The following is a 22,980-nucleotide window of genomic DNA, read 5'->3' on the forward strand; positions in this document are numbered from 1 at the left end:
GAAAGAACAGAAAATTAGTGCAATCACAATTTTTGCGATCGCCACTTTTTAGTTTACATTTTTTAGTATTATTAATTCTCCTCTCCCAAGGCTTAAACATTCGTCAATTAAGCCTGCGAAAACCTCCTAATTTTGTACAGACAATTGATGGTCAACCGATTAACAAACTCGATGAATTAGCCAGAGAACCCCAAACTATTCGTCAGTTTGTCAGTAAAACCATGATTTCAATATTTAACTGGTCAGGAACTTTACCACCACAGAATATAGAAGAAGTCGCCAAACCCAAACCAGACCCAGGAATTTTAGTCAGAACTCCTAACGGCGGGAGTCAAAAAGTGACTACTAGTAGTTGGGTTGCGAGTTTCGCCATTTCCGAAGATTTCCGCAAGGGTTTTTTGAGTGTCATAGCTGATATGACCCCTCCAGAGGTATTTGCTATTAACCCCAACCAAGCCATATCCGCAGAACTGATAATTAAGCGAGTCTATCCCCCTGTACAAATCGCCCCTGGACAGTGGCGTGTAGGAATGGTAGCTGATTTAGTACAGACAAAAAAGATTGATGGACAAAAATTAATTACGCCCTTCAATAAAGATTTACTAGTACGTGCAGTAGATTATTTTCCTTCCCCTTCATCCTCTAATAGCACCGACTTACAAAAGGCAATTTATAGTAGCCGCACTGACAAATTAGAAATCTATGAAATCCGCAATTTATGTTTAATAGATGGCTACAGTAACGGTAATAACGAACAAGCTAACCCCTGTGCCAATAATAGTTTCATAAGATAAAAATATTTATAACCAACTTAATTTTAAGCCATCAATGAATTTTTCCCAATCCCCAATCCCCAGTCCCCAATCCCCAATATTATGCAACTACTCAAATCAGAAACGAAAAAAAATAGTATCCTCCCCCTCTTAGCCGTCGGCACATTTGGCTTACATCTGTTGACTTTACTGTTGCTGATGTTTCACGGGTCAATGTTAGAACTATTAAATCGGCGATTAACACCCCGTAGTCTAGTGCAACTTGCGAATGGGAATGCCATTACAGTAGACCCAAAATCAAGTGCGGAACGATATCCAGAAACTATACGCCGCTTTGTAGGTGAAACTATGACGCTGATGCTTACTTGGTCATCACAACAGCCACCGGCTGCTATTTGGGAAAGTAGCTCATCGTTATTAGCGAGTAATTTACAATCAAAATTTCTCACTGAAATTAATAATTTGAATTTAACTCAACAATTTGGCAATACTAATAGGAGTGGTGAACATATCTTCATCGTTGAGAGAATTTCCCAGCCAACTCCCATTGGTGAGGGTAAATGGCAAGTCGAAATGTTAGCTCATCAATTAATTTTTAATAATTCTGATAACTTAGGCAGGTCAATTCCTTTTAATAAACAAATTTTAGTCCAAGCTATAGATGAATCAGCAATTTCCCTACCTAATACACCCTTACCGTGGCATTTAGCCGCTTACCGTTTGGGTGAAGCCAGGTTAGAAATCTATAATATCTGCGACATTGAAGACAAGAACTGTTCCACTAAATCCAACTAAGCAACACACCATGACTCCCCATTCTGGTATTACTGAAACTCCCCCCATCTCACTCACACCTTCGCCTAGTGAAGATTTGCCGGTAGATAACTGGGAATCACAAATGGCAAAATTAGTGGGATTGGAAGAAGAATCTCCCGATGAGGAATCTGCATCTGTTGTAGATCAACCATCTCCGGTAACTCCCATCGCAGATCCCACAGAACAACCCCTATCATCCAACCCCTTTGCTAAGTTGGCTTTAGTGGGAACAGGAACTTTGACTATAGTGTTAGTGGCTGGTGTCTTCCTCACACAGATGATGAGTGGCACTAATCAAAAGCCCAAGTCAAGTAATATAGTTGCATCGCCAACCCCAACACCTACTGCTAGTTCGTCTCCAGAGGAAAACCTGCAACAAGAGGTAGAAACACTTAAAACAAAGTTAGCTTTAGCGGAACAAGCCCAAGCCGTGAAACAGGCACAACAAAGCCTCCGCAATAGTACCATACCCACTGCCCGCCCAACGGCTACTCCCACCGTCCAAAGCAACCCTAATTTGAGAGCCGAAAGATTTCCAGTGGTGCAGCCTACACCCAGAACTGTGATAGTTGAGCGTCCAGCCAACCCCTATCTACCACCACCCATCCCCGTTGTTAATTCTGCCATCCCACAGCTACCACCCCCTCCCGTAGCCCCAACAGCCGCACCATCCACACCCAACCCCTTTGCAGAATGGTCAAGGTTAGCCAAGTTGGGTAGTTATGGAGAGATTAACACTGGTGACGCGCCGCAAATAGCCGCGACTGCTCAACCACCGGCTAATAACTATGTGCCACCCCAACCCCAACCGCTTAACGCCGATAACTATCGCCCACCCTCCAGAATCGACCCGAATACAAGTATAGCTAGATACCAAACACCAAAATCATTGAAGGTAGGGACTAGTGCTAAAGGGGTACTAGCTACGGCTGCTTTTGGTGAAACTACCAGAAACAGAGGCGATGATAGTAACAGCGATAATCCCAATATGTTCGTTGTGCAGTTGCGAGAACCCCTCAAAGATAGTAGTGGCGCGATCGCTTTACCTGCAAAAACCGAGTTATTAACGCAAGTGAGTTCCATCTCGGAACAGGGTCTAGTCCAGATGAAAATAGCCAAAGTCATCATCCCCAGTGATGGTAATCTCACAGAAAGAGATGTCCCCGAAAACGCCCTACTGATTCGTGCTGGTGGAGGTAGACCCCTAGTAGCACAACAATATCCCAATCGCAGTTCCTCAATAGCCTCAATGGACGCAGGTTTATTCGTCTTAGGTGGGATAGCGAAAGCTGCAGAGTTATACAACCGCGTGGATACCCAAGTCACGATTCCCAATGGTGCTGGTAGTACCATTGTCACCAACGACTCCAACCGCCGAAACATCGCAGCAGGCGTACTAGAAGGTGGTTTAAACTCCGTCGTCCCCCAAATTTCCCAACGCAACCAACAAGCGATCGCCCAAATGATGCAACAAAGTAACGTTTGGTTATTACCTGCGGGTACGGAAGTTGAGATATATGTCAATCAGGCAATGCAGTTTTAGTGGGGATTGGGCATTGGGCATTGGGCATTGGGCATTGGGGACAAGGTGGACAAGGTAGAATTTATTTCTCCATCAAAACTTAAAACTCATTACTTACCACTCATTACTCAAAACTCATTACTCAGCACTCATTACTCAAAACTCATCACTTACCACTCAGCACTCGTTAATCATTACTCAGCACTCAGCACTCAGCACTCATTACTCAGCACTCAGCACTCTCTCAGTTTAGGTAATATTGAACATGAAACCTCATTTCGGTCACGGCGTTTCTCTAATATTTACAGCTGCGATACTATTATTGGCTGGTCGTGCGGCTGCAAATAATGCCGTTCTACGTTCAATTTTCTCTTGTCAAGCTCAAGGTTTGGGGGGAGTCGTACCCACGATTACAGTGTGGTATCAACAAGGAACAAATTTAAGTTTTATTCCCGCAGGTGAAACTATTAGAAAAGTCTGGCTCAATGACCCATCGGAGGTAACATTAGACTTTGACGGGTCTATGTGTATGCAGTTTGGTCAAGAAAATAGTGGCGATTGTAAAAACTCTGGTGCTAACGTCATTCAATTGCGACGTATTCCTAAACTCAATATTCCTGGACTGCCTAAAACTAATAATACGCTTTTAACAGTAATTACAGAAGCTCAAGGTCAACCCAAACTATATACTTTCAGAGTTCTTTATGGAGATGATGCACCGGAATATCATACTTTGGCAGTTTATGCTGATCCCCCTCCGGCTGGACAATCCTGTGTCAGAGTTTCTCGCTAAACACTAATCTAGGTTGGTAGCTGGGTGGGATAAACCAATTCGCAATGGACTAACGTCCCGCTACGCTAACGCAATTCGCAATTCGCAATTCGCAATTATAAAAGTGTGTGTAGGTTTTTTACAAACTATGGTCGAATAACTACAATAAAGGCAAATAAAATTGGGAATTAATCCTAAACTTTCTCTGCTGTGAAAAACCTACACCTGCAACTTTTCGTGAGTAATCAGCAATTAGTTCTGGTCAAAATTAAATAAAGGTTTTCTGAACAAGAGTAAGTTTTTACGCTTACGTTTATGCTGATGTTGAACGCTAGTTAAGTATTGATCAGCATAACGAAATGCAGATGCACCATCATAAGCGGCGATCGCGATCGCTTGAAAGAAAACCTTGGTAGGAACTTCTTGATCACACAGTCTTTGCGTCAGAACTAATAAATCTCTGTCTGTTGCAGGAAAGGTAATTTCTTCTGACCATTCAGGATCATAATCAACATCTTCAATTACAGTTCTGGACATTTTGAACCTCCCCGAAGGCAAAAGATGCGAAACCTGTAATGAAATTTAACTGCTGCTCCCGTGATTGTAAGTTATCCGGGAGTTCGGTACTGTTGCATCCGATTTCCTTTAAAATTTCTAAACAGTAGGCTCTAATTTCGCTACATGAAGCGTTTTCCCACTTCATACCTACTTCTTTAGCTTTTTCCAAATTACATCGAATTACGTTAGTTACAGGGCTAATCATAAATGCACCCTCATAAGCTTGATGATTGCAGTTTTGATCAAAAGCCCAAACTAATAAAACCGTGTTTTTGCGGAATTTATGAAGACAGGTTGCAAAATCGTCAGCGCATTTGCGGAAAAGATTTTCAGGCGATCGCGGTTTTTTCTTAAATAGATCACTACGTGGCCACAAGTTATTGTCAATCTGGCGAGTATATTACTGAGTGTCAAACTCAGTAGTATTGACCAATGAGAGCAGTAATCTTACTTATACTGAAGAAATATAACTTAAGTAGTAGATAATTATAGACATTTATTAATTTTATATATGATGTTTTTATCAAAAAAATCACATATACTTTTGAGTCGATACACCACAAGAATGATTTTATTTACTGCACCATTTTGAAAAATTTCATTCTCTAGACCGATTTATAAATTTATTTTTAGATTAACAATAAAAACAGCTTGCATAGCTTGTAAAAACCAAAATACCTGAAGCAAAATTAAATTAATATTTACCTACTTAAATCATATTAGGAAAATATCAGGAGTTCTTACAAGCTATATAAGCATTATAACTTAATCATGAGATTGAAACTAAAAATTAATTTCAATTAGACTACATCTCAAATTAAGTTAACATCTGGCAAATTTGATAGAGGATTAACAATGAATATGTTTAGTTGTGTTCTACGTCCATTCAAGTTTCTCATCATCGCTTTTACCTGTGCATTGCTGTTACTCTCCAGCACTATTCCAGCATTTGCGATTGAGAGCTACAAAAGTGATCCAACAGAAGCTACTACACAACTTTTAGAGACACAACGCCAAACTGATGAAGTTGCTAAGTCTCCACCACCAACACTAGAAGAAGTGCAGAGAAAATCTAATGAAGGACTCAATGAAGTCCAAGGTGCTGCCGACATTGATAAAATGAAAAGTCCAGAAAATTCTCAAAGTGCCACTTCTGTAGAAGATGAAGTAAAAAGTTTCCTAGAAAAAGTTACAGGTAATAAGTAACTTAGTATTAAATGATAGGTAAAAACCATAATCCTAAATTTTAGGTTTGAATATTCCTATCTCACCCCGTAGCACTCTGACTTTTCACTTCATGTGGAAAAGTTAACGTGAAACCTAACCCCCTAACCCCCTTCCCTAGTAGGGAAGGGGGAAAATTGAAAGCCTCTCTCCTTTTAGGGGAGAGGTTTGGAGAGGGGTTTTCCAGATACCGTGAAAAGTCAGATAGCACTAAAGTAAGTCAGGTTTTAAAACCTGACTTACTTTTAATATATTTAGCATTTATTGAGACTTTAGTTATAGTTGATCTCCATTGGACAATCTTTCCTTTGATTGATGTAAATCCTAGTTAAATTTTGAGACTTTAGTACATAACGTCAGCTTAGGAAATAATAGCAATGCGTACTATCAACATTGGTTTAACAGCAGAACAACGCCAAGGAGTAATTAATTTGTTAAATCAAGATTTAGCAGATTCTTACCTTCTATTAGTAAAAACCAAAAAGTACCATTGGGATGTTGTAGGCCCTCAGTTTCGCAGTCTGCATGAACTTTGGGAAGAACATTATCAAGCACTCACAGAAAATATTGATGAGTTAGCTGAAAGGGTAAGAGCTTTAGGTGGTTATCCTATAGGCACAATGGCAGGATTTCTGCAAGTCACAACTCTCAAGGAACACGCCGGAGATGTCCCCAACGCAACTGGTATGGTAGAGCGACTAGTAGAAGATCATGAACAGATCATTCGGAATTTGAGAGACCACGTAGACCGCAGTGGTGAAGAGTTCCATGACCAAGGAACTGCTGATTTTCTCACTAACCTCATGGAAGATCACGAAGAAATGGCTTGGATGCTGCGTTCATTTATTGAAGGTCAACCAGTCCAACCCAACGGTACACAACCAGCAACAGAAACCAAAACCCCTGTAGGTGTTTAAAAAAGGCAAAAGGAAAAAGATTCCCTTCCTTTTACATTTTGCCTTTTGCCCTTTACCTTTTGCCTTTTAAGGAGTACACAAGTGCCAGAAGTTTATCAAGCAGAACGTACAATTTCCGCAGTATTGAAAGAACAAAAGCAAGTTGATGATGTAATTCGCCGGTTATTAGATAGAGGTGTACCTAGAGACCATATTTCGGTCATGGGTAGAAACTTTCAGTCAGAAACTCGGATTGCAGGATTCATCACCAAAAGAGATGTAATTCTGGGAGGTTTGAGAACAGGAGCTATATTTGGTTCCTTGTTTGGTTCATTTCTGAGCCTACTGACAGGGGTGGGTGTACTGTTTATTCCTTTTGTCGGCCCCATTGTAGCGGCTGGCCCCATTAGTGCCATTCTCCTGGGAGCAGCCAGTGGTGCGATCGCAGGTAGTGCTGGTGCTGGTTTAGTCTCCGTTCTCACTACCTTGGGAATGCCTGAAGACAAAGCCGCAGTCTATCAAACCCGCTTACAAGCTGGTGAGTTTTTAGTGCTGGTAGAAGTACCAAGCGATCGCGCCGGAGAATTCCAGTTACTACTAGAAAGTGCTGGTGCAGAAGAAATTAATACTATCGAAAAAGCACTCTCTCATCCCTGTCCCGGCCCTTGCAACAGTCCTGAAGACCTATCGCCTGAAGTCCGTTCTCATCTTTCTTCAGACGCTCAAAACACTTTCATCCAACGCTACAACCAAGTGTTAAATGAGACTAGCGACGAATTTACAGCCGAACAAGCAGCATGGGAAGCTGTACATCAGAAATTTGATGAAGACGAAAACGGTGTTTGGTCAAAGCAAAAAGTCGGTGTTTAAGCTGCTTTCCTATATTTAACAATCAGGGGTAGTGAACTTGAGTTCATTACCTTTTTATTTGCAAATTAAAGGTACAACAGCTTAGTTTCTATCTGTTGCTGGATTGGTGAAGATTGGTAAAACCAGCAGATTTATCATTGTTAAACATAACTTTGATAAATAACATTACATTATCTGCTTTTTACCCATAGCTCGTTTTTCCCAGAGCTAAAATACATTCACACTACACCGGCACGATGAAATATGGGGACTTTTATTAGTTCATTTTTTGTTTTCTTAATATTTCTCAGTCTATTTGGCTTCAAGCTAGACAGAGAATACCAGCGTGGCGTTATCTTCCGTTTAGGTAGAATTAACGGTGTCAGAGGGCCGGGTTTATATTGGATTCTGCCCATGATTGACCAAAAAGCCCAAGTCGATATTCGGACTAAAACAGTCAATATTGAACCGCAAGAAACAGTAACTGCTGATAGCGTAACTATTAAAGTTAATGCCGTTTTATACTACCGCATTCTTGATCCATCCAAAGCCATCAATAAAGTAGAAAATTACCAGTCAGCCGTTTATCAAACCGCCTTGACGACTTTACGTAATGTCGTAGGTCAAAATATTTTAGATGATGTTTTACAAAATCGCGACAAAATCAACATCAGAGTTCAAGAAATTGTTGATGAAATTACTGAACCTTGGGGAGTTGTGATTGAAAGGGTGGAAATGAAAGATGTTGAAATTCCACTCGCCATGCAAAGAGCGATGGCTAAGGAAGCAGAAGCCATTCGCGAAAAACGCGCTCGGATCATTAAAGCCTCAGCAGAACAAGAAGCCTCCATCAAATTAGCCGAAGCTTCTCAATTGATCATAGAGAATCCTGTAGCTTTGGAATTACGGCGATTGCAAATGCTAACTGAAGTAGGAGCAGAAAATAATACAACGACTTTAGTGATGATTCCCTCAGATTTTATCACTCTGGCTAAACGGTTATCGGATTCTATCCCCAATCAAGAACAGCAAAAATAGTTAATAACCCGTAGTTGAAAGCTTTAAACTGAAACTAAGAAACAAATTCTTGGCAAATAAATGGCCGCTTCTACAACTTTGATTCTCTCTCTCGAAGATTTCCTCAAATTGCCATACTTAGAGGATTCTCCAGCATGGGAATATTTGGATGGAGTGGCTGTCCAAAAACCTATGCCGAAAACTCGACACTCTATTTTACAAAAACGTCTTTTGGGTGAAGTTGATAGCAATACCACAGACTACACAGCCTTGCCTGAGTTGCGATGTACTTTTGCAGGACGTTCTATTGTCCCAGATATTGCAGTAGTGGCGTGGAATCGCATCCCGTTAAATGACATTGGTGAACCGGAGGATGACTTCAGAGAAGCCCCCGACTGGACAATCGAAATTCTCTCACCTGATCAAAAAGTCAACCGTGTTATAGACAATATTCTGCACTGTTTGAGAAATGGCAGTAAGTTAGGCTGGATGCTCGATCCAGATGATTATTCTATACTAGTTTTTGCTCCTCAACAAGAACCAGAAGTGATGAGAGGCGATCGCCAACTTACAATGATACCAGGAGTAAATTTAACCCTGACAGCACAACAAATCTTTGCATGGTTACAGGTCAATCAGTTTAGGCAGAGCCAGTAATTATAACTTGCTGTGTGAGCGATAATTGTTGGATAATCATTTGCCAACTTCCTGTCAACGCCAAACAAATGCAGCGCACCACACAAAAAGCCACTCTCAAATTTCTAGACTTGTTTTGTGGTATTGGCGGGTTTCGTATTGCAGCACAAATGGTTTGCCAAGAGCGAAATCTTGAACCAGTATGCGTTTTTTCCAGTGATATAGATCCTGCTGCTCAAAAAGCATACGCAGTCAATTTTAAAGAACAACCCGCAGGCGACATCACTAAAATAGATACTCAAGACATTCCTGAACACGATATCTTATTTGCAGGGTTTCCGTGTCAACCCTTCAGTATATGCGGAGACATGAAAGGTTTTGATGATATACGCGGTACTCTATTTTTTGAAATCGCCCGTATATTGCAAGCAAAAGAACCTCAAGCCTTTATCCTTGAAAATGTCAAACAACTAAAAGGACATAATCAAGGGCAAACACTCAGTCGAATCATGGAGACTATTGGCAACTTAGGATACCATGCAGACTATCGCATTCTGAACGCGCTTGATTTTGGTTTACCGCAAAAGCGCGAACGCATTTTTATTGTTGGCTTCCGCAAACCCGTTGATTTCCTCTGGCCTGAAGGTGGTATTCCGATGAAACCCCTAGCAGAAATTTTGGCAGATGAGGTTCCAGATTTCTACTATGCTTCTGAAAAAATTAGGAATAGTCGCATAGAAAAACGAAAGGGGAAGCAGCAGTATAGCGAGATGACTATCTGGCATGAAAACAAAGGCGGAAATATAAGTGCATACCCCTATTCCTGTGCCTTGAGAGCAGGCGCGTCCTATAATTACCTTTTAGTCAATGGTGAAAGAAGACTGACAGAACGCGAAATGTTGCGACTCCAAGGCTTCCCTGATTCCTACCAGATAGTTGACAGTTATCAAGCCGTCAGAAAACAAGCTGGCAATACTGTAGCTGTTCCTTGTGTTGCGGCTGTCATTCGCTCGGTTCTAGATGCAATGACAGAAACTGCAACTAAATCCACAACCCCCAAGTCCCATACTCAGAAAGAATTGAATTTGACTCTTGATACTGCTGTTAGCATATATACACCTAGCGGAGCGTAAATATGCCGACTGTTGAAGACGCAAAGGAAAGATTAGATACCATTATCAACTACGCTGACTCTGTGTCCCCACCGAAGTTATGAGCTGCGGTTTCTGTTACTCTTACTTCTCTATACTTTTAAAATCTTACGCAATCCCTTATAAAACAACATCTCCACTATTGTAGAGGATTGCTTGCTGGTAAATGCTTATACATAAAAACATTAGTATAATATTAAACAGTTACTTTATTTGCTAAAAAGACTAAAATGCGACAGCCTACTTCAAACACTCAACAAAACCTTGCTTTAAAAATTGCAAAGTGGAAAGCTGGACTGGCTGATTTAGGAAAACGAAATCCTCTCATTAAGTTTCGGCAGGATAACCCTCGAATTTTAGAAATTCTCACAGAGGCACCAGATGTTCTTTTCAACAACCTTACAGAAGAGAAAAAATCGCTGCGTTTTAAAATAGTTGATAGCGAACATCAAGATATTATTCAGTCGAAAGAAGCTAAAGCATTACCAGCCGAAAGAAATCCTCTTGAATTAATTACTCGTCAAGTAGGTAAAGAGCAACTAAAACGGCTGAATAAATTGCGTCTTGAAGCGCGACGTTCATTTGAGGAACGAGGTGTAAACAGCCTGTTTCTGGCACTTGGAACGTTGACTTGGTACGACAAAGATAAACCAGAGGATGCTTTGCTCTCGCCACTAGTTTTAGTTCCTGTAGAGTTAAGGAAAGAACCTAAACGAGATGCTTATAAAATATCTGTTCTAGATGAAGATGTTGTGTTAAATCCAACTTTAGTACAAAAGCTAAAGCAAACTTTTGGGGTTGATCTTCCAGAGGGAGAAGCTATACAAACACTCACTTATAACGAAATTATTGCTGAGATTAGGAAGCTATTAGCAGAACAAAAGACATGGCAAATTAAAGAGAATGTATTTCTCTCGCTATTTTCTTATGCAAAGGCAGCAATGGTTCGGGACATTATTGAAAATGAAGAGCGAATTTTTGACCACCCAATTTTGCAAGCGATTAGTGGCGATTTAAATACCTATCTGTCTAACTATAAAGAACCTATACCTGCATCTGCTCTAGACTCACAAATTAAACCTGAACGAACATTTCAAATTCTTGATGCTGATTCTAGCCAACAAGTCGTAATTGAAGCAGCAAAAGCTGGTTCAAGCTTTGTGGTTCAAGGCCCACCAGGAACCGGCAAAAGTCAAACTATTGTAAATATGATTGCAGAACTGATTGGTGATGGTAAATCAGTTTTATTAGTTGCAGAAAAAGAGACAGCACTGAGTGTGGTTTATAAGCGTATGGCTGAATGTGGTTTAGATCATGTGTGTCTTAATCTTCACCACAGTGGTACAACAGACAAGCGAGAGCTTGTAAATAATCTATCAAAAACTGTTGAATATGTTCAACAAATTTACATTGCAGAAAATAATCACCTTTTCTTTGAAAGGCTTGTTTCAAGTCGTCAGTCGCTAAATTTATATCTGACTGGCTTACACACTAAAGAAAAGCCTTTAGAAAAATCACCGTTTGAGATATTTGGTGAGCTTTTGAAAAAAGAACGTGAAGCAGTTCCTAGCATCAATGTCATATTTTCTAATTTTATCCAATGGAATCCTATTAGATTACAGGAAGCAAAAGTTTTATTAAATCAATTAGCGCAATTTTTAAGTTTTTTTAAAGGAGATAAAACAACTATTTGGGAAAAAAGTTCTCTAGATTCTTATTCTTATGAGCTTGAGTTGCAAATCAGGGAGAAAATAGAAGAATTTCAACAAGCAGTTTTTTCAATCCGAAATATTAATCAAGAATTGCACGCAATTCTACAAATTAAATCTTTGTTGAATTTAGATTCACTAGATAAGTGCTATCCAGCCCTGTTACATATACTAAAAACTCCATCAAATTTACCAGATAATTGGGTATGGTTAGATATTGCGCTTGCTCAAGAAGCTTTTAATATTTTAAAAAAAGATATTCGAGAACTTGAAAAAAATAAGCAACTGCAAGAAAGTAAAGATTTCATAAGTCAAATTTTAAAGATTTTTAAAATTTTTGATAGCAGTAAACCTAATTCTATTGTATCTTTGCAAAATAAGCTACATCAGAGCGACTATCCTGCTCGTCAGGTTTTTGGATCTTTATTTAATCCAGAAATTTCTAGCGAAGCAGAGTTAAAAGAAATTGAACAAGCTTTAAATTGGTTGGTTGGTTTACAAAAGTATTCGCTTGCTGTTGATTTCGTTCATCGTGTGATAGATTCTCCTTCTCAAAAGCGTAAATTGGCTGACTTAGTTAAGCAATATGAGTCAGCCCATAGCAGTATTAGAAAAGGATTAGATTTCCTATTATCTTACTTTGATGAAAGTGATATTGCAGATTCTTACCTATCTCGTCATCAAATTACTTTTGTTGATCTAGAAACATTCTTAAACTTGGCTCAATCTGAACTGCCTTATTTTCAAGAATGGCTGACATATAAAGAAACTTACCAGAAACTTAAAAATCTGGGTAATGATAAGTTCTTGGATGCTTTACGTGACAACCAAATTGAACCAAAACATTGGTTTCCAGTTCTCGAAAAACGAATTTATCAAATATGCCTTGATGCCATTCTTGCTAGAAAACCTGAGTTAAAGAATTTTAACTTTGAAGTACATGAACGACAAATCAAGGAGTTTTCTCAACTCGATTATAATCAACTAGATACTGCTAGAGAACGTCTAAAACAGATTCATATACAACGTTGGCAAAACTGGGAAAAGACTTCACTGGCTGAAGCTGAATTGCCAAATTTGAAAAGAGAAACGAATAAGAGAAGCCGACATTTGCCCATCCGTAAACTCCTCAACGATACACAAAAGGGGATACCGAATTTAATTAAAGCCCTAAAGCCTTGCTGGATGATGAGTCCGCTTTCAGTTAGCCAATATATTAATGCAGATGTAGTTCATTTTGATGTTCTCATTTTTGATGAAGCATCTCAGCTTCGGACTGAAGATGTTGTGCCTTCGATTATCCGTTCTAATCAAGTTATTGTAATTGGTGATAATAAACAGCTTCCTCCGACTTCATTCTTTTCAACCGGAGACAACGAAGAAGATATTGATGATGAGGATGATGCAAGCTATGAAAGCGTTTTAGATGAATGTTCAAATTTTATGTTTGGGCGAACGCTGAAATGGCATTATCGCAGTCAAGATGAGCGTTTGATAGCTTTTTCTAATAAGCATTTTTATGACTCTCAGTTAGTTACATTTCCAAACCCAGTTCAGAATCAGGATTTGGGGGTATGCTTCCGACACGTTCCTGATGGCGTTTATGATCGCGGTGGACGCAGAGATAATCGGCGTGAAGCACAAGTAGTTGCTCAGTTAGCGTTAGAACATTTTCAACGGGTTCCCGAACAATCTCTTGGTATTATTGCGTTTAGCGAAGCCCAAGCCGATGCGATTCAGGAGCAAATTGAGATTTTAAGCAAAGAAAATCCTGATTTTGAGAGATTGTGTTGTGATAATTCACCTCAGTTTTTTCTCAAAGCATTGGAAAACGTTCAGGGTGATGAGCGAGATGCAATTATACTCAGCGTAGGCTATGCTCGTGATGATCAAGGTAAGCTTTCACTTAACTTTGGCCCTTTAAACCGCCAAGGTGGAGAAAGACGACTCAATGTAGCTGTAACACGAGCAAAAAGTAAAATTACGCTGGTTTCTTCCATCTTAGCTGGCGATATTGATGTAACACGTTCCCAAAGTAAAGGTGTTCAATCGCTGCGTAATTACTTGGAATACGCAGCGAGTGGTGGAGAAAGACTGCAAGGAAACTCTTACACGGATACGCTTCATTTTGACTCACCATTTGAAGAAGATGTCTACCATGCTTTAGTCCAAGAGGGATACACTATCCGCACTCAAGTTGGATGCTCAGGATATCGGATTGACCTTGCTGTAGTCAATAATAAGCTTCCAGGAGAGTTTTTACTGGGGATTGAGTGTGATGGTGCATCTTACCATAGTTCACCGACTGCCAGAGATCGCGATCGCCTCAGACAACAGGTGCTTGAAAGGCTAGGTTGGAAAATTTACCGGATTTGGTCAACAGAGTGGTTTCGTAATAAACCTGTTCAAGTTCGTCTCTTGAGAGAAAGAATCAAACAACTTGAGATATAGACATTTTTAACTATTGTGATATCAATTGATACTGCCGAATGTTTTACCACTTAATATAAGCCAGAATTCTCAATTGCCTGCTGTAGAGAATTTTTCAGTGGCTAAAAGATAAGTAATACTTAACTGAGGTCAATTGAGGGGTTTTGCTTCACGAAGTAGTGGGGATTTGGGACAATGGTTAGTGTCCATAAAATACCGTGTACACATATTTCCTTAACTGGCGCAAAGATGGGACGTGGCTGTTGATCCACAACAGTAAAAGGGAGTGGGTGCGGATAGAACAGGAACGGTTTCCAAGTCCATCAGAGACAATTATTGATAGTCAAAGTGTAAAAAGTACAGGGATGGTGAGTCAAGAAGTATACCTCCATAGGTAGTGGTATAAAAGCAGCACTTTCAAGCGTGCAAGATGTAAAGAAAAGACAAGCTCTAATGTCTGCTTCCACTAAGCCTTCATATTCTGCCAAAATCTCTGTTACTGTTGTGCCATGTGCTAGAAGATTTAGAACGTATTCAACTGTAAGGCGTGTTCCTTTAATGACAGGTTTACCAACCATGACTTTAGGATTAACACTGATTCGGTTTAACAGTTCTTGATCGGTCATATTTCTCAAAATATCAGTTTAACGTCTTGCTAATTCTGGAGTCTTACCCTTCAACCCAATCATTAATTTGAGCATAAAGACTTTCAGCATCGGGACACGCTGCATCAACCATAAACCCAAGCGACGCAAAAACACCACAGGCTGAAACTGATTGGAAAACATCCGATCTAACAAATCTGTAAAGCCTAAGATGGCCAGATTTTCTTTTTGTCGCCAACCTTCGTAACGCTTAAGTACCTTGAGATTACCGATATCTTCCCCGGCTTGATGGGCTTTTTGGATAACTTGCGCTAAAGCTGCTACATCACGAATACCCAAATTTAACCCTTGTCCGCCGACGGGATGACAATTGTGGGCAGCATCACCTACCAAAGCCAAGCGGGGAAGGACATAACGATCGCTTTGCATTAGTTGTACTTGAAACACGAAGCGATCGCCTAACAATTCTAACTTGCCCATCTGATCCCCAAATCGGCGGCTAAGTTCTTGTAAAAATTGTTCATCATCTAAAGCACACAAGGCTTGTGCTTCAGCATGGGGTGCTGTCCAGACAATGCGGCAACGATTCCCTGGTAAGGGTAAAATCGCAAAGGGGCCACTCGGCCAAAATCTTTCGTAGGCTGTATCATTGTGGGGTTTTTCTGGTTTAACAAAAGCCACAATGCAAGATTGCCAATACTTCCAACCGTGAGTTTTAATTCCAGCCGCTTGACGAATTGGCGATCGCGAACCATCCGCAGCTACCACTAATTTACTCTTAACTAGTTTGACTCGCTCACCAATTTTGATATTAATGACTACCTCGTTCTGCTGATATTTGGTACTCACCACCTCAGCCGGACAAAGATAAGTCACATTCTGACAATTCTGCACAAACTCTTGTAAAGGTTCGAGCAGTGCTTGGTGTTCTGCCACATAACCTAATTCCGGTATGTCTTGACTGATATCCTGGGTTTCAAACTCTACTATCTGGGGATACTCAGCATCAGATAGACGCACTTGGCGATATTTAGCAATTTTCGGCAGCATTTTGTCCCAAATGCCAATTCCTTGATATATCAGTGCTGAGAGCATATGCACTGCGTAGGCTTGTCCTTTGCTGACACCCATTGATGTGACCTTAGCCTCAATCAGCAGAATGTTCAAGCCAGAATCTTTTAAAGCCGCCGCCAAAGTCAAGCCGACAATGCCACCACCGACAATTACCAAATCATAATTATACCTTGGTAATTCTGGCAGTAGATATGGAGAAGAAGTTGTTTGATTAAACTGCGTTAACGCCATTGTGAAGAGAAATTAAGCAATTTTATTTCTTATTGTGACGCGATCGCCCTCATTAGGGCAAGGGGCAAGAGGCAGGGGGCAGGGGAGCAGGGAGCAAGGGGAGATAAGGGAGATTTTACTTCAATGCCCCATGCCCCATGCCCCATTCCCCATGCCCAAAAACTTGATAAGAGTGGACATCTAGAACGATATTATGGGAGGGTAGCTTGTTGTACTTTCCGAGGGTGCTATCCCGATGCTCTCTACACTACGTGCTGATTTTCGTATCATCTTTGAACGTGACCCAGCTGCTCGTAACTTACTGGAGGTCTTGTTTTGTTACCCTGGTTTACAAGCCCTGATGTTTCATCGGTTCGCTCACGGGCTTCACGGTATCGGTCTTCCTTTTATCCCTCGTTTGATTTCTCACATAGCTCGGTTTTTGACTGGTATCGAAATTCACCCAGGGGCGACCATCGGCAAGGGTGTATTTATTGACCACGGTATGGGAGTAGTCATTGGGGAAACAGCGATCATTGGTGATTATGCCCTGATTTATCAAGGTGTAACATTAGGGGGAACCGGTAAAGAAAGCGGCAAACGTCACCCCACTTTAGGTGAAAATGTCGTAGTTGGGGCTGGTGCTAAGGTATTAGGTAATATTCTCATCGGTAATAATGTCCGCATCGGTGCTGGTTCTGTGGTATTGCGGGATGTGCCTTCAGATTGTACGGTGGTGGGAATACCAGGACGGATTGTGTATCGTTCAGGAGTTAGGGTTGCACCGCTAGAACACAACAATTTACCCGACTCAGAAGCAGAAGTCATTCGCGTTTTAGTCAACAGAATCGAAGCATTAGAAGAGCAAATCCAAACTCTACAGCGTCAAAAAGCCACTGAAAAAACCCCTGTTTTAGTGAGTTATGTAGTTAAAGATTGTGAAAGTTTGCCAGATGATGCTGCTCCTATATGTAATCTCCGAGATAAGGCTATACAGCAGTTCTTAGATGGAGCAGGGATATAACAATTCAAAATTCAAAATTCAAAATTCAAAATAGGGAGTGGTAAGTGCTGTTACCGATAGGAAGGTATTTAGCGGGTGCTGAGTGATGAGTTTTTCCCTTGCTTCCCCTGTCCCCTTTTGCCTCTTTCCTCTGTACCCCTACACCCTCACACCCTCACACCCCTCTCTGTTAAGGATTAACTTCTTTGATAGACCACTGTTGATTTTGATCACAATAGTAAATGCGGCGGTTTTGGGGTTCGCCACGTAATTCTAAGTGGTCTACTTGTGTGGGTTCTAGTAGTAACAGGCAAAAATTAGCTAGTGGTTGATGTGGTTCGGGTGGTGGTGGCTCAAAGGCTGCTGGTTCGGCTTTGGGTTTACCAGGATGCGGCCAAGCAAATTGTAAACGAGCTGCATCACTTAATTCTTGCCACATAGCGATCCGGGCTGCTTGAAGAGGATGAGATTCATCACTGCTCACTACAGTTAATTCACCAGTGATGCGAAATTGTTCTCTGGTGTTGGGAAAATACCAACAAACTTCCGCCCAGGGTTGCTGCTGTATTTGGTCGATTTTTTCACTCCGGCTATCGGTAATAAATCTGAGTTGGTTAGTATCTGCTAAAAAACCCCGAAAGACTACGGTACGATTGGCAGGATGACCGTTAGCTTTGACTGTGGCTAGTTGCAGGTAACGGGCGTATACAAGGCTACGGTTGCGGTGGAGAGCATGGGCGATCGCACTTCTCCAAGGAGCTAGGGACATGATGAAGTTTTGTTGCAATTTATCCAGATTCAGATTAATCACAAAGTGGAGAAATTAGCAATCTTTTCGTTCAATCTAGTTTGTCTACAGTCCTAATTTATTGAGTGGAATTCCTCTCCAAGACGAGCTAAATTTTCCCCATACCGATGATTTTACGACTTGAATACTGTTAATAATTGCAACTCAGTGTATAAACTTTTGGAGCAAGGGAAAGCAATTATACATCATCAATATGTGTGGCAATTTCTACAGTCATGCCATAGCGTAAAGTGGAAAAATTTTCAAGCTTTTTTCCTCTATCTACTTGGCGTATAGTCGTAATCTGTTCACAAGCAACACTCCTTTTTATATGGTTCGAGAGCTGGAAATTAAACGTCAGGGTGCAAAGTTTCCCGAAACTGCACCAGCCGCTAACCCTGTATTTTTTAGAACTTATAGCCGCCGTACAGAAGCGGGTTTGAGAGAAACTTGGGATGAAGTGTGCGATCGCACTATCCAAGGTTTAGTAGAGTTAGGTAAACTCACACCAGAAGAAGCCGCTACTTTAGAAAAAACCCAGCGCAAATTGCAAGCTTTACCCAGTGGGCGTTGGCTCTGGGTAGGTGGCACAGATTGGATCAACAAATCCAAAAACTTTTCCGGCGCGTATAACTGTACATCTACTAACCTGCGAGATTGGAACGCCTTCGGGTTAATGATGAACCTCGCTATGATGGGTTGTGGTACGGGGGCAGTAATAGAACCGCAGTATATTAATCAACTGCCTCCCATCCGTAACCGTCTCCATGTCACAGTGCAGGGAAATGTTGGGGATACAACTCAAGAATTACGTCGTGAATATACACAAACCCATATAGAAGGGAACACAGTTACTATCCATGTTGGAGATAGCCGGGAAGGTTGGGTGGGATCTTACCAAACCTTATTAGAGTTATCAACAGATGAAAGATTTACGGATGAAGTACAAGTAATAGTTGATGTCAGCGATGTCCGCCAAGCTGGGGAAACCCTCAAAGGTTTCGGTGGTGTGGCGAATCCTGTGAAATTACCAGGACTGTATCAGCGTTGTGCTGCCATTCTCAATAAAGCTGTTGGTAGACAATTAACTTCTGTAGAATGCTGCTTGTTAATTGACGAAGCTGCTGTAACAATTGTTGCTGGCAATATCCGCCGTTGTCTCCCAGAGGATGCTTTAGTTCATACAGAAGCGGGATTAGTTCCGATAGCAAAAGTGCGCGTAGGCGATCGCGTGCTGACAAGTAAAGGTTTTTACCCTGTTACCAACTTTTTCATTCAAGGGGAGCAATCGCTTTGCCGGATTCGCACTCAAGATGGTTTTTTTGAGTGTACACCCGATCATAAAGTTGCCGTTTTGACGGATGTTTATGGCAATTACCAAATGGTAAAAGCCAAAGATTTGCAATCAGGCGATCGCTTAATATTTGTACCACAAAGCATCCCCGGTACACCTACTGAACTGCCTGAGTTTCGCGGTAAAATCCAGGGTAAAATCAAGCCCATAACAGTTCCAGCACTAACCCCTAATGTGGCTTATTTTATCGGCTACTTGCATGGTGATGGCTCGGTTAGCTCTGATGGAAGCAGAGTTAGATTCAGAGTTCATCAAGACAGTCCCAAAATTTTGGAACGTTTAATTGCAGTCGGTGCTGAGTTTGGTTTAGAAACTTATACCCTACGGACACCAGAAAAGTGCAAAACTAAGGCTTATGAACTACAGTTCAATTCAGCAGCGTTAAATCAATACCTCAAGTCATTCAAGCAATCTTTCCAAGCCCTGATAGTTCCTGATTGCATCCTGTTAGGCACAGCCGAAATTCGTAAAGCTTACCTAGCTGGTCTTGCTGATGCTGATGGATGTCATTCACAAGGAGTATTAGTAGCCTCAGTGCAGCAAAGGTTTTTGCAACAAATTCAAACTTTGTACGCATCTTTGGGGATTACAGTTCGTTTGTGCGCCTCTATTCGCAAACGGACAGGTAAATGGGAAGGTGAATTAGTTACAGTAGGTGCAACTGCTTTCGAGCAGGTTGGAGATTTCCTAGAGCGATATTCGCTGCAATTTTCCGATCAAAAACGTCTGACTCCCACATCATTCAAAGACCACGGCTTTCCAAAAGCGATGATTCGCCCCATTGTGAATACTTCTCAATATCATTGGGGTCATATTCACACACAAATGCCTGCTCCTACAGTCAAAAAGTACATCCCTGAAGCAACTGATTTAGTTCCAGTGAAAGTTGTAGGGGTTGAGATGAATGTGCGTTCTGCACCTACATACGACATTGAAGTAGCAAATGTTCACGAATTTGTCTGTGAAGGGATTTTAGTTTCTAACAGTGCCGGAATGCGTCAGTTCATATCCGATGATGAACAAGGCGCAACTGCCAAAGACAACCTCTGGCAACAAGATGAAAATGGCAACTGGCGCATAGATCCTGAGCGCGATGCTTTACGTATGGCGAACCACACCAGAGTGTTTCACCGCAAGCCAACCCTAGAAGAATGTATTAATGCTGTACGTAAGCAATATTACAGTGGTGAGGGTGCAATTCAGTGGGCTGGTGAAGCTGTGGCTAGAGCTAACTGTGATTTGTTAACTACACAAGCGTTGAAAGCTGATTTCATCAAAGCTTACGAACAAGGAACAGCCAAAGATTGGTTACAAAAACGACACCCTGAAATTGATGCAAAAGAGCTAGAACACCGTCTAGCAAGGTTTGGTCTAAATCCATGCGGAGAAATCTTAGGTAGCGATTTTCACTGTGTAAGTGGTGATACCTTACTGATCACTAAAGATGGAATGCACAAAATTCAGGATGTAGTGGGATGTGAAATTAGCATTTGGAACGGTAAACACTGGAGTCAAGTGCAACCATTTCAAACTGGTAGTTCTCGCATTCTCTATCGTGTGCGTTTCGGAGACGGTTCATATTTAGATGCAACTGAGTATCACCGCTTCTTTGTCAAAGATAGATTCAGCAAGAGTTATAAAGAAGTCCAAACTAAAGATTTGATGGATACCAGTCGGTATGCTATCCACACTGAACCATTCAAAATTCAGTATGAAGATGGTTTAGATATCGATCGCAATTATGCCTACACTTTAGGGCTAGCTGTAGGAGATGGCACAACAGATCAAAAAAATCATGCCAAGATTAGGTTGTATCAAGAGAAAGTCGCTTTGAATCTCGCAGGCAATAAATCTCCTATTAGAGATTATGGTTATTCACCTGCATTTACAGATGTCACAGATTTAGGTTTCTCTGGAGGATTCTTAAAAAGCCTAAAAACTAACCCAGAAGCACTGAATGTAATTGCTAGTTGGAACAGACAAGCCATATTGCATTTTATCGCTGGTTTAGCAGATACGGATGGCTCAAATACAAGTAGTAACGGCATCAGAATATATATTTCTGATTATGAGCGAGCATATCGAGTTCAGCTATTACTAACTAAATGCGGTATTCGTTCATCTGTGAATCTTCTCGCCCATAAAGGGTCAGTCACAAATTATGGTATTAGAAGTAGAGATTTATACTACTTGCAAATAACTGAATGTGGTGAAATTCCTTGTCAGCGTTTGGATGTCAGCAAAGGCACAAATGCCAAATATAAAGGTAAATGGCAAGTTGTGAAAAGTGTTGAACAATTACCAGGATTACATGATACTTACTGCTTTAATGAGCCGGAGTACCATAAGGGTGTTTTCGGTAATACTTTAACTGGTAACTGTAATCTATCGGAGATACATCTCAATCAAATTGATCCATCTAACCACAAAGAACAAGAGGAAGCTTTCACGGCTGGGGCGTTATCTGTAGCGTCACTTTTAAACCATCAATTCCAAGAACAACGCTATCAATATAGTCGGGAATTAGACCCAATTGTTGGGGTTTCTTTCACCGGTTTATTTGATTTCTTCGTCCATGCTTTTGGTGTGGACTGGTTGCGCTGGTGGGAAGCTGGTAGACCAGAAACACCCCAAGGATTGACATTTAAACATCGGGAAGCAGAATACTTAACTTCTTGGAAAGAAATTGTGCAGCGTGTGGTGTGGGATTATTGCGATCGCCATCATCTCAAACGCCCAAATCGTTGCACAACAGTACAACCTAGTGGTACAAAATCGCTGTTAACTGGTGCAAGTCCTGGATGGCATCCCCCCAAAGCCCAACGGTTTATCCGCCGCATTACTTGCCGGAAAAATGACCCCGTAGCTTTGGCTTGTCTGGAATATGGTTACAGTATTATTCCTTCCCAGTCAGATAAAGATGAACAGGGGAATTTGCTGAATGATCCTTTTGATCCCAGAGTCACAGAATGGCTAGTAGAAATTCCTGTGGCTGTGTCTTGGGCTGATTTACCTGGTGCTGATGTGATCGATATCAGTAAGTTTAATGCGATCGCCCAAATGGATTTCTATATGCAAGTACAGAAATTCTACGTCACTCACAACACCTCTGCCACCATCGAGTTAAGAGAACACGAAGTGGAAACTTTAGGAACTCGCATCTGGGAAGCAATTAACAACGATGAAGGTTACATGAGTGCGGCACTACTAGCGAGATTTGATGATCATCAAACCTTCCCCCGTTTGCCATTTGAGCCAATCTCTAAACAGGAGTATGAGCAAATGCTGCAAGCCGTAGCCGCACGCCGCAAAACCGATGACTTCTACACCGTCTTAAGTCGCTACGACTTCGGCGATTTAATGGAAGTCGGCCCCGCAGGCTGTGACTCTGATAAGTGCATGATGCCTGAACAAAGTCCGAATTAATTCATTAGTAAAGCAGTGGTATGCAAATTTCATGCCACTGCTTTGAAAAGTAAGACTTCAGAAGTTGAAATCTTCTGGATTCTCACGGTTGAAATTTTACGGATTGACAAGATGCTTATCTTGCTAATTCCACAAAATCTCACTCGGACTATCTATATTTTTGTTCTT

Annotated in this window: 18 protein-coding genes and 1 pseudogene; 14 read left to right on the forward strand and 5 right to left on the reverse strand. The window is 41.1% G+C overall.

The features are described from left to right. From CV014_RS27015 to CV014_RS27035, 5 genes and pseudogenes are all read left to right on the forward strand, one after another. A pseudogene (locus CV014_RS27015) lies at positions 1-794 on the forward strand (hypothetical protein); the annotation flags it as partial. An 81-nt stretch (positions 795-875) separates the two neighbouring features. Continuing rightward, positions 876-1,568, forward strand: coding sequence for a hypothetical protein (locus CV014_RS27020; protein WP_236144840.1), 693 nt, complete (start codon positions 876-878; stop codon positions 1,566-1,568). Positions 1,569-1,578: 10 nt separating this feature from the next. After that, complete coding sequence (locus CV014_RS27025) at positions 1,579-3,132, forward strand: TrbI/VirB10 family protein (protein WP_236144841.1); 1,554 nt, start codon at positions 1,579-1,581, stop codon at positions 3,130-3,132. A gap of 6 nt (positions 3,133-3,138) precedes the next feature. Continuing rightward, positions 3,139-3,459 (forward strand): hypothetical protein, encoded by a 321-nt coding sequence (locus tag CV014_RS27030; protein ID WP_236144842.1) that lies wholly within the window; start codon positions 3,139-3,141, stop codon positions 3,457-3,459. After that, complete coding sequence (locus CV014_RS27035; protein ID WP_236144843.1) at positions 3,377-3,904, forward strand: hypothetical protein; 528 nt, start codon at positions 3,377-3,379, stop codon at positions 3,902-3,904. The genes CV014_RS27030 and CV014_RS27035 overlap by 83 nt, the downstream gene beginning before the upstream one ends. A 231-nt stretch (positions 3,905-4,135) precedes the next feature. Here the strand turns inward: CV014_RS27035 and CV014_RS27040 are convergent, their stop codons facing one another. Together CV014_RS27040 and CV014_RS27045 are read right to left on the reverse strand one after the other, a co-directional pair. Further along, positions 4,136-4,420 (reverse strand): hypothetical protein, encoded by a 285-nt coding sequence (locus CV014_RS27040; protein WP_103138700.1) that lies wholly within the window; start codon positions 4,418-4,420, stop codon positions 4,136-4,138. Then, positions 4,401-4,646 (reverse strand): hypothetical protein, encoded by a 246-nt coding sequence (locus CV014_RS27045; protein ID WP_103138699.1) that lies wholly within the window; start codon positions 4,644-4,646, stop codon positions 4,401-4,403. The genes CV014_RS27040 and CV014_RS27045 overlap by 20 nt, the downstream gene beginning before the upstream one ends. Before the next feature lie 650 nt (positions 4,647-5,296). Here CV014_RS27045 and CV014_RS27050 point away from each other — a divergent pair. The 7 genes from CV014_RS27050 to CV014_RS27080 all read left to right on the forward strand — a co-directional run bounded on the left by CV014_RS27050 (position 5,297) and on the right by CV014_RS27080 (position 14,374). Next, positions 5,297-5,647 (forward strand): hypothetical protein, encoded by a 351-nt coding sequence (locus CV014_RS27050; protein WP_236144844.1) that lies wholly within the window; start codon positions 5,297-5,299, stop codon positions 5,645-5,647. A 395-nt stretch (positions 5,648-6,042) separates the two neighbouring features. Further along, positions 6,043-6,582 (forward strand): Dps family protein, encoded by a 540-nt coding sequence (locus CV014_RS27055; RefSeq protein WP_236144845.1) that lies wholly within the window; start codon positions 6,043-6,045, stop codon positions 6,580-6,582. A gap of 81 nt (positions 6,583-6,663) precedes the next feature. Further along, positions 6,664-7,431, forward strand: coding sequence for a ChaB family protein (locus CV014_RS27060; RefSeq protein ID WP_103138696.1), 768 nt, complete (start codon positions 6,664-6,666; stop codon positions 7,429-7,431). Between the two features lie 243 nt (positions 7,432-7,674). Then, complete coding sequence (locus CV014_RS27065) at positions 7,675-8,448, forward strand: slipin family protein (protein WP_236144846.1); 774 nt, start codon at positions 7,675-7,677, stop codon at positions 8,446-8,448. A 60-nt stretch (positions 8,449-8,508) separates the two neighbouring features. Beyond that, positions 8,509-9,084 (forward strand): Uma2 family endonuclease, encoded by a 576-nt coding sequence (locus CV014_RS27070; protein ID WP_236144847.1) that lies wholly within the window; start codon positions 8,509-8,511, stop codon positions 9,082-9,084. Positions 9,085-9,098: 14 nt separating this feature from the next. Further along, the gene (locus tag CV014_RS27075) at positions 9,099-10,196 is read left to right on the forward strand and encodes a DNA cytosine methyltransferase (protein ID WP_236144848.1); all 1,098 of its coding nucleotides are present in this window, start codon (positions 9,099-9,101) and stop codon (positions 10,194-10,196) included. A gap of 248 nt (positions 10,197-10,444) precedes the next feature. Beyond that, on the forward strand, positions 10,445-14,374 hold the full coding sequence (locus CV014_RS27080; RefSeq protein ID WP_236144849.1) for a DUF4011 domain-containing protein: 3,930 nt from the start codon (positions 10,445-10,447) through the stop codon (positions 14,372-14,374). A 302-nt stretch (positions 14,375-14,676) separates the two neighbouring features. On the opposite strand, the gene CV014_RS27085 is transcribed toward CV014_RS27080, so the two are convergent. Together CV014_RS27085 and CV014_RS27090 are read right to left on the reverse strand one after the other, a co-directional pair. Further along, positions 14,677-14,979: a DUF433 domain-containing protein gene (locus tag CV014_RS27085; RefSeq protein WP_236144850.1), complete on the reverse strand. Its 303-nt coding sequence runs from the start codon at positions 14,977-14,979 to the stop codon at positions 14,677-14,679. A gap of 18 nt (positions 14,980-14,997) precedes the next feature. Further along, on the reverse strand, positions 14,998-16,263 hold the full coding sequence (locus CV014_RS27090) for an FAD-dependent hydroxylase (RefSeq protein WP_236144851.1): 1,266 nt from the start codon (positions 16,261-16,263) through the stop codon (positions 14,998-15,000). Positions 16,264-16,498: 235 nt separating this feature from the next. On the opposite strand from CV014_RS27090, the gene cysE reads away from it, so the two are divergent. Beyond that, positions 16,499-17,266 carry a serine O-acetyltransferase gene (gene cysE / locus CV014_RS27095; protein WP_236144852.1) on the forward strand — a complete coding sequence of 256 codons (768 nt, stop codon included), beginning with the start codon at positions 16,499-16,501 and terminating at the stop codon, positions 17,264-17,266. Positions 17,267-17,435: 169 nt separating this feature from the next. Here cysE and CV014_RS27100 read toward each other — a convergent pair whose 3' ends face one another. Further along, a complete protein-coding gene (locus CV014_RS27100) occupies positions 17,436-18,014 on the reverse strand; it encodes an Npun_F5749 family FMN-dependent PPOX-type flavoprotein (RefSeq protein ID WP_236144853.1) in 579 nt (192 codons plus the stop codon). A 349-nt stretch (positions 18,015-18,363) separates the two neighbouring features. Here CV014_RS27100 and nrdJ point away from each other — a divergent pair, with 349 nt between their 5' ends. Beyond that, positions 18,364-22,812, forward strand: coding sequence for a ribonucleoside-triphosphate reductase, adenosylcobalamin-dependent (gene nrdJ, locus CV014_RS27105; protein ID WP_236144854.1), 4,449 nt, complete (start codon positions 18,364-18,366; stop codon positions 22,810-22,812). Positions 22,813-22,980: the final 168 nt, after the last annotated feature.

Origin of the sequence: Nostoc sp. CMAA1605 (assembly GCF_021596505.1) — a bacterium.
GTDB lineage: Bacteria > Cyanobacteriota > Cyanobacteriia > Cyanobacteriales > Nostocaceae > Trichormus.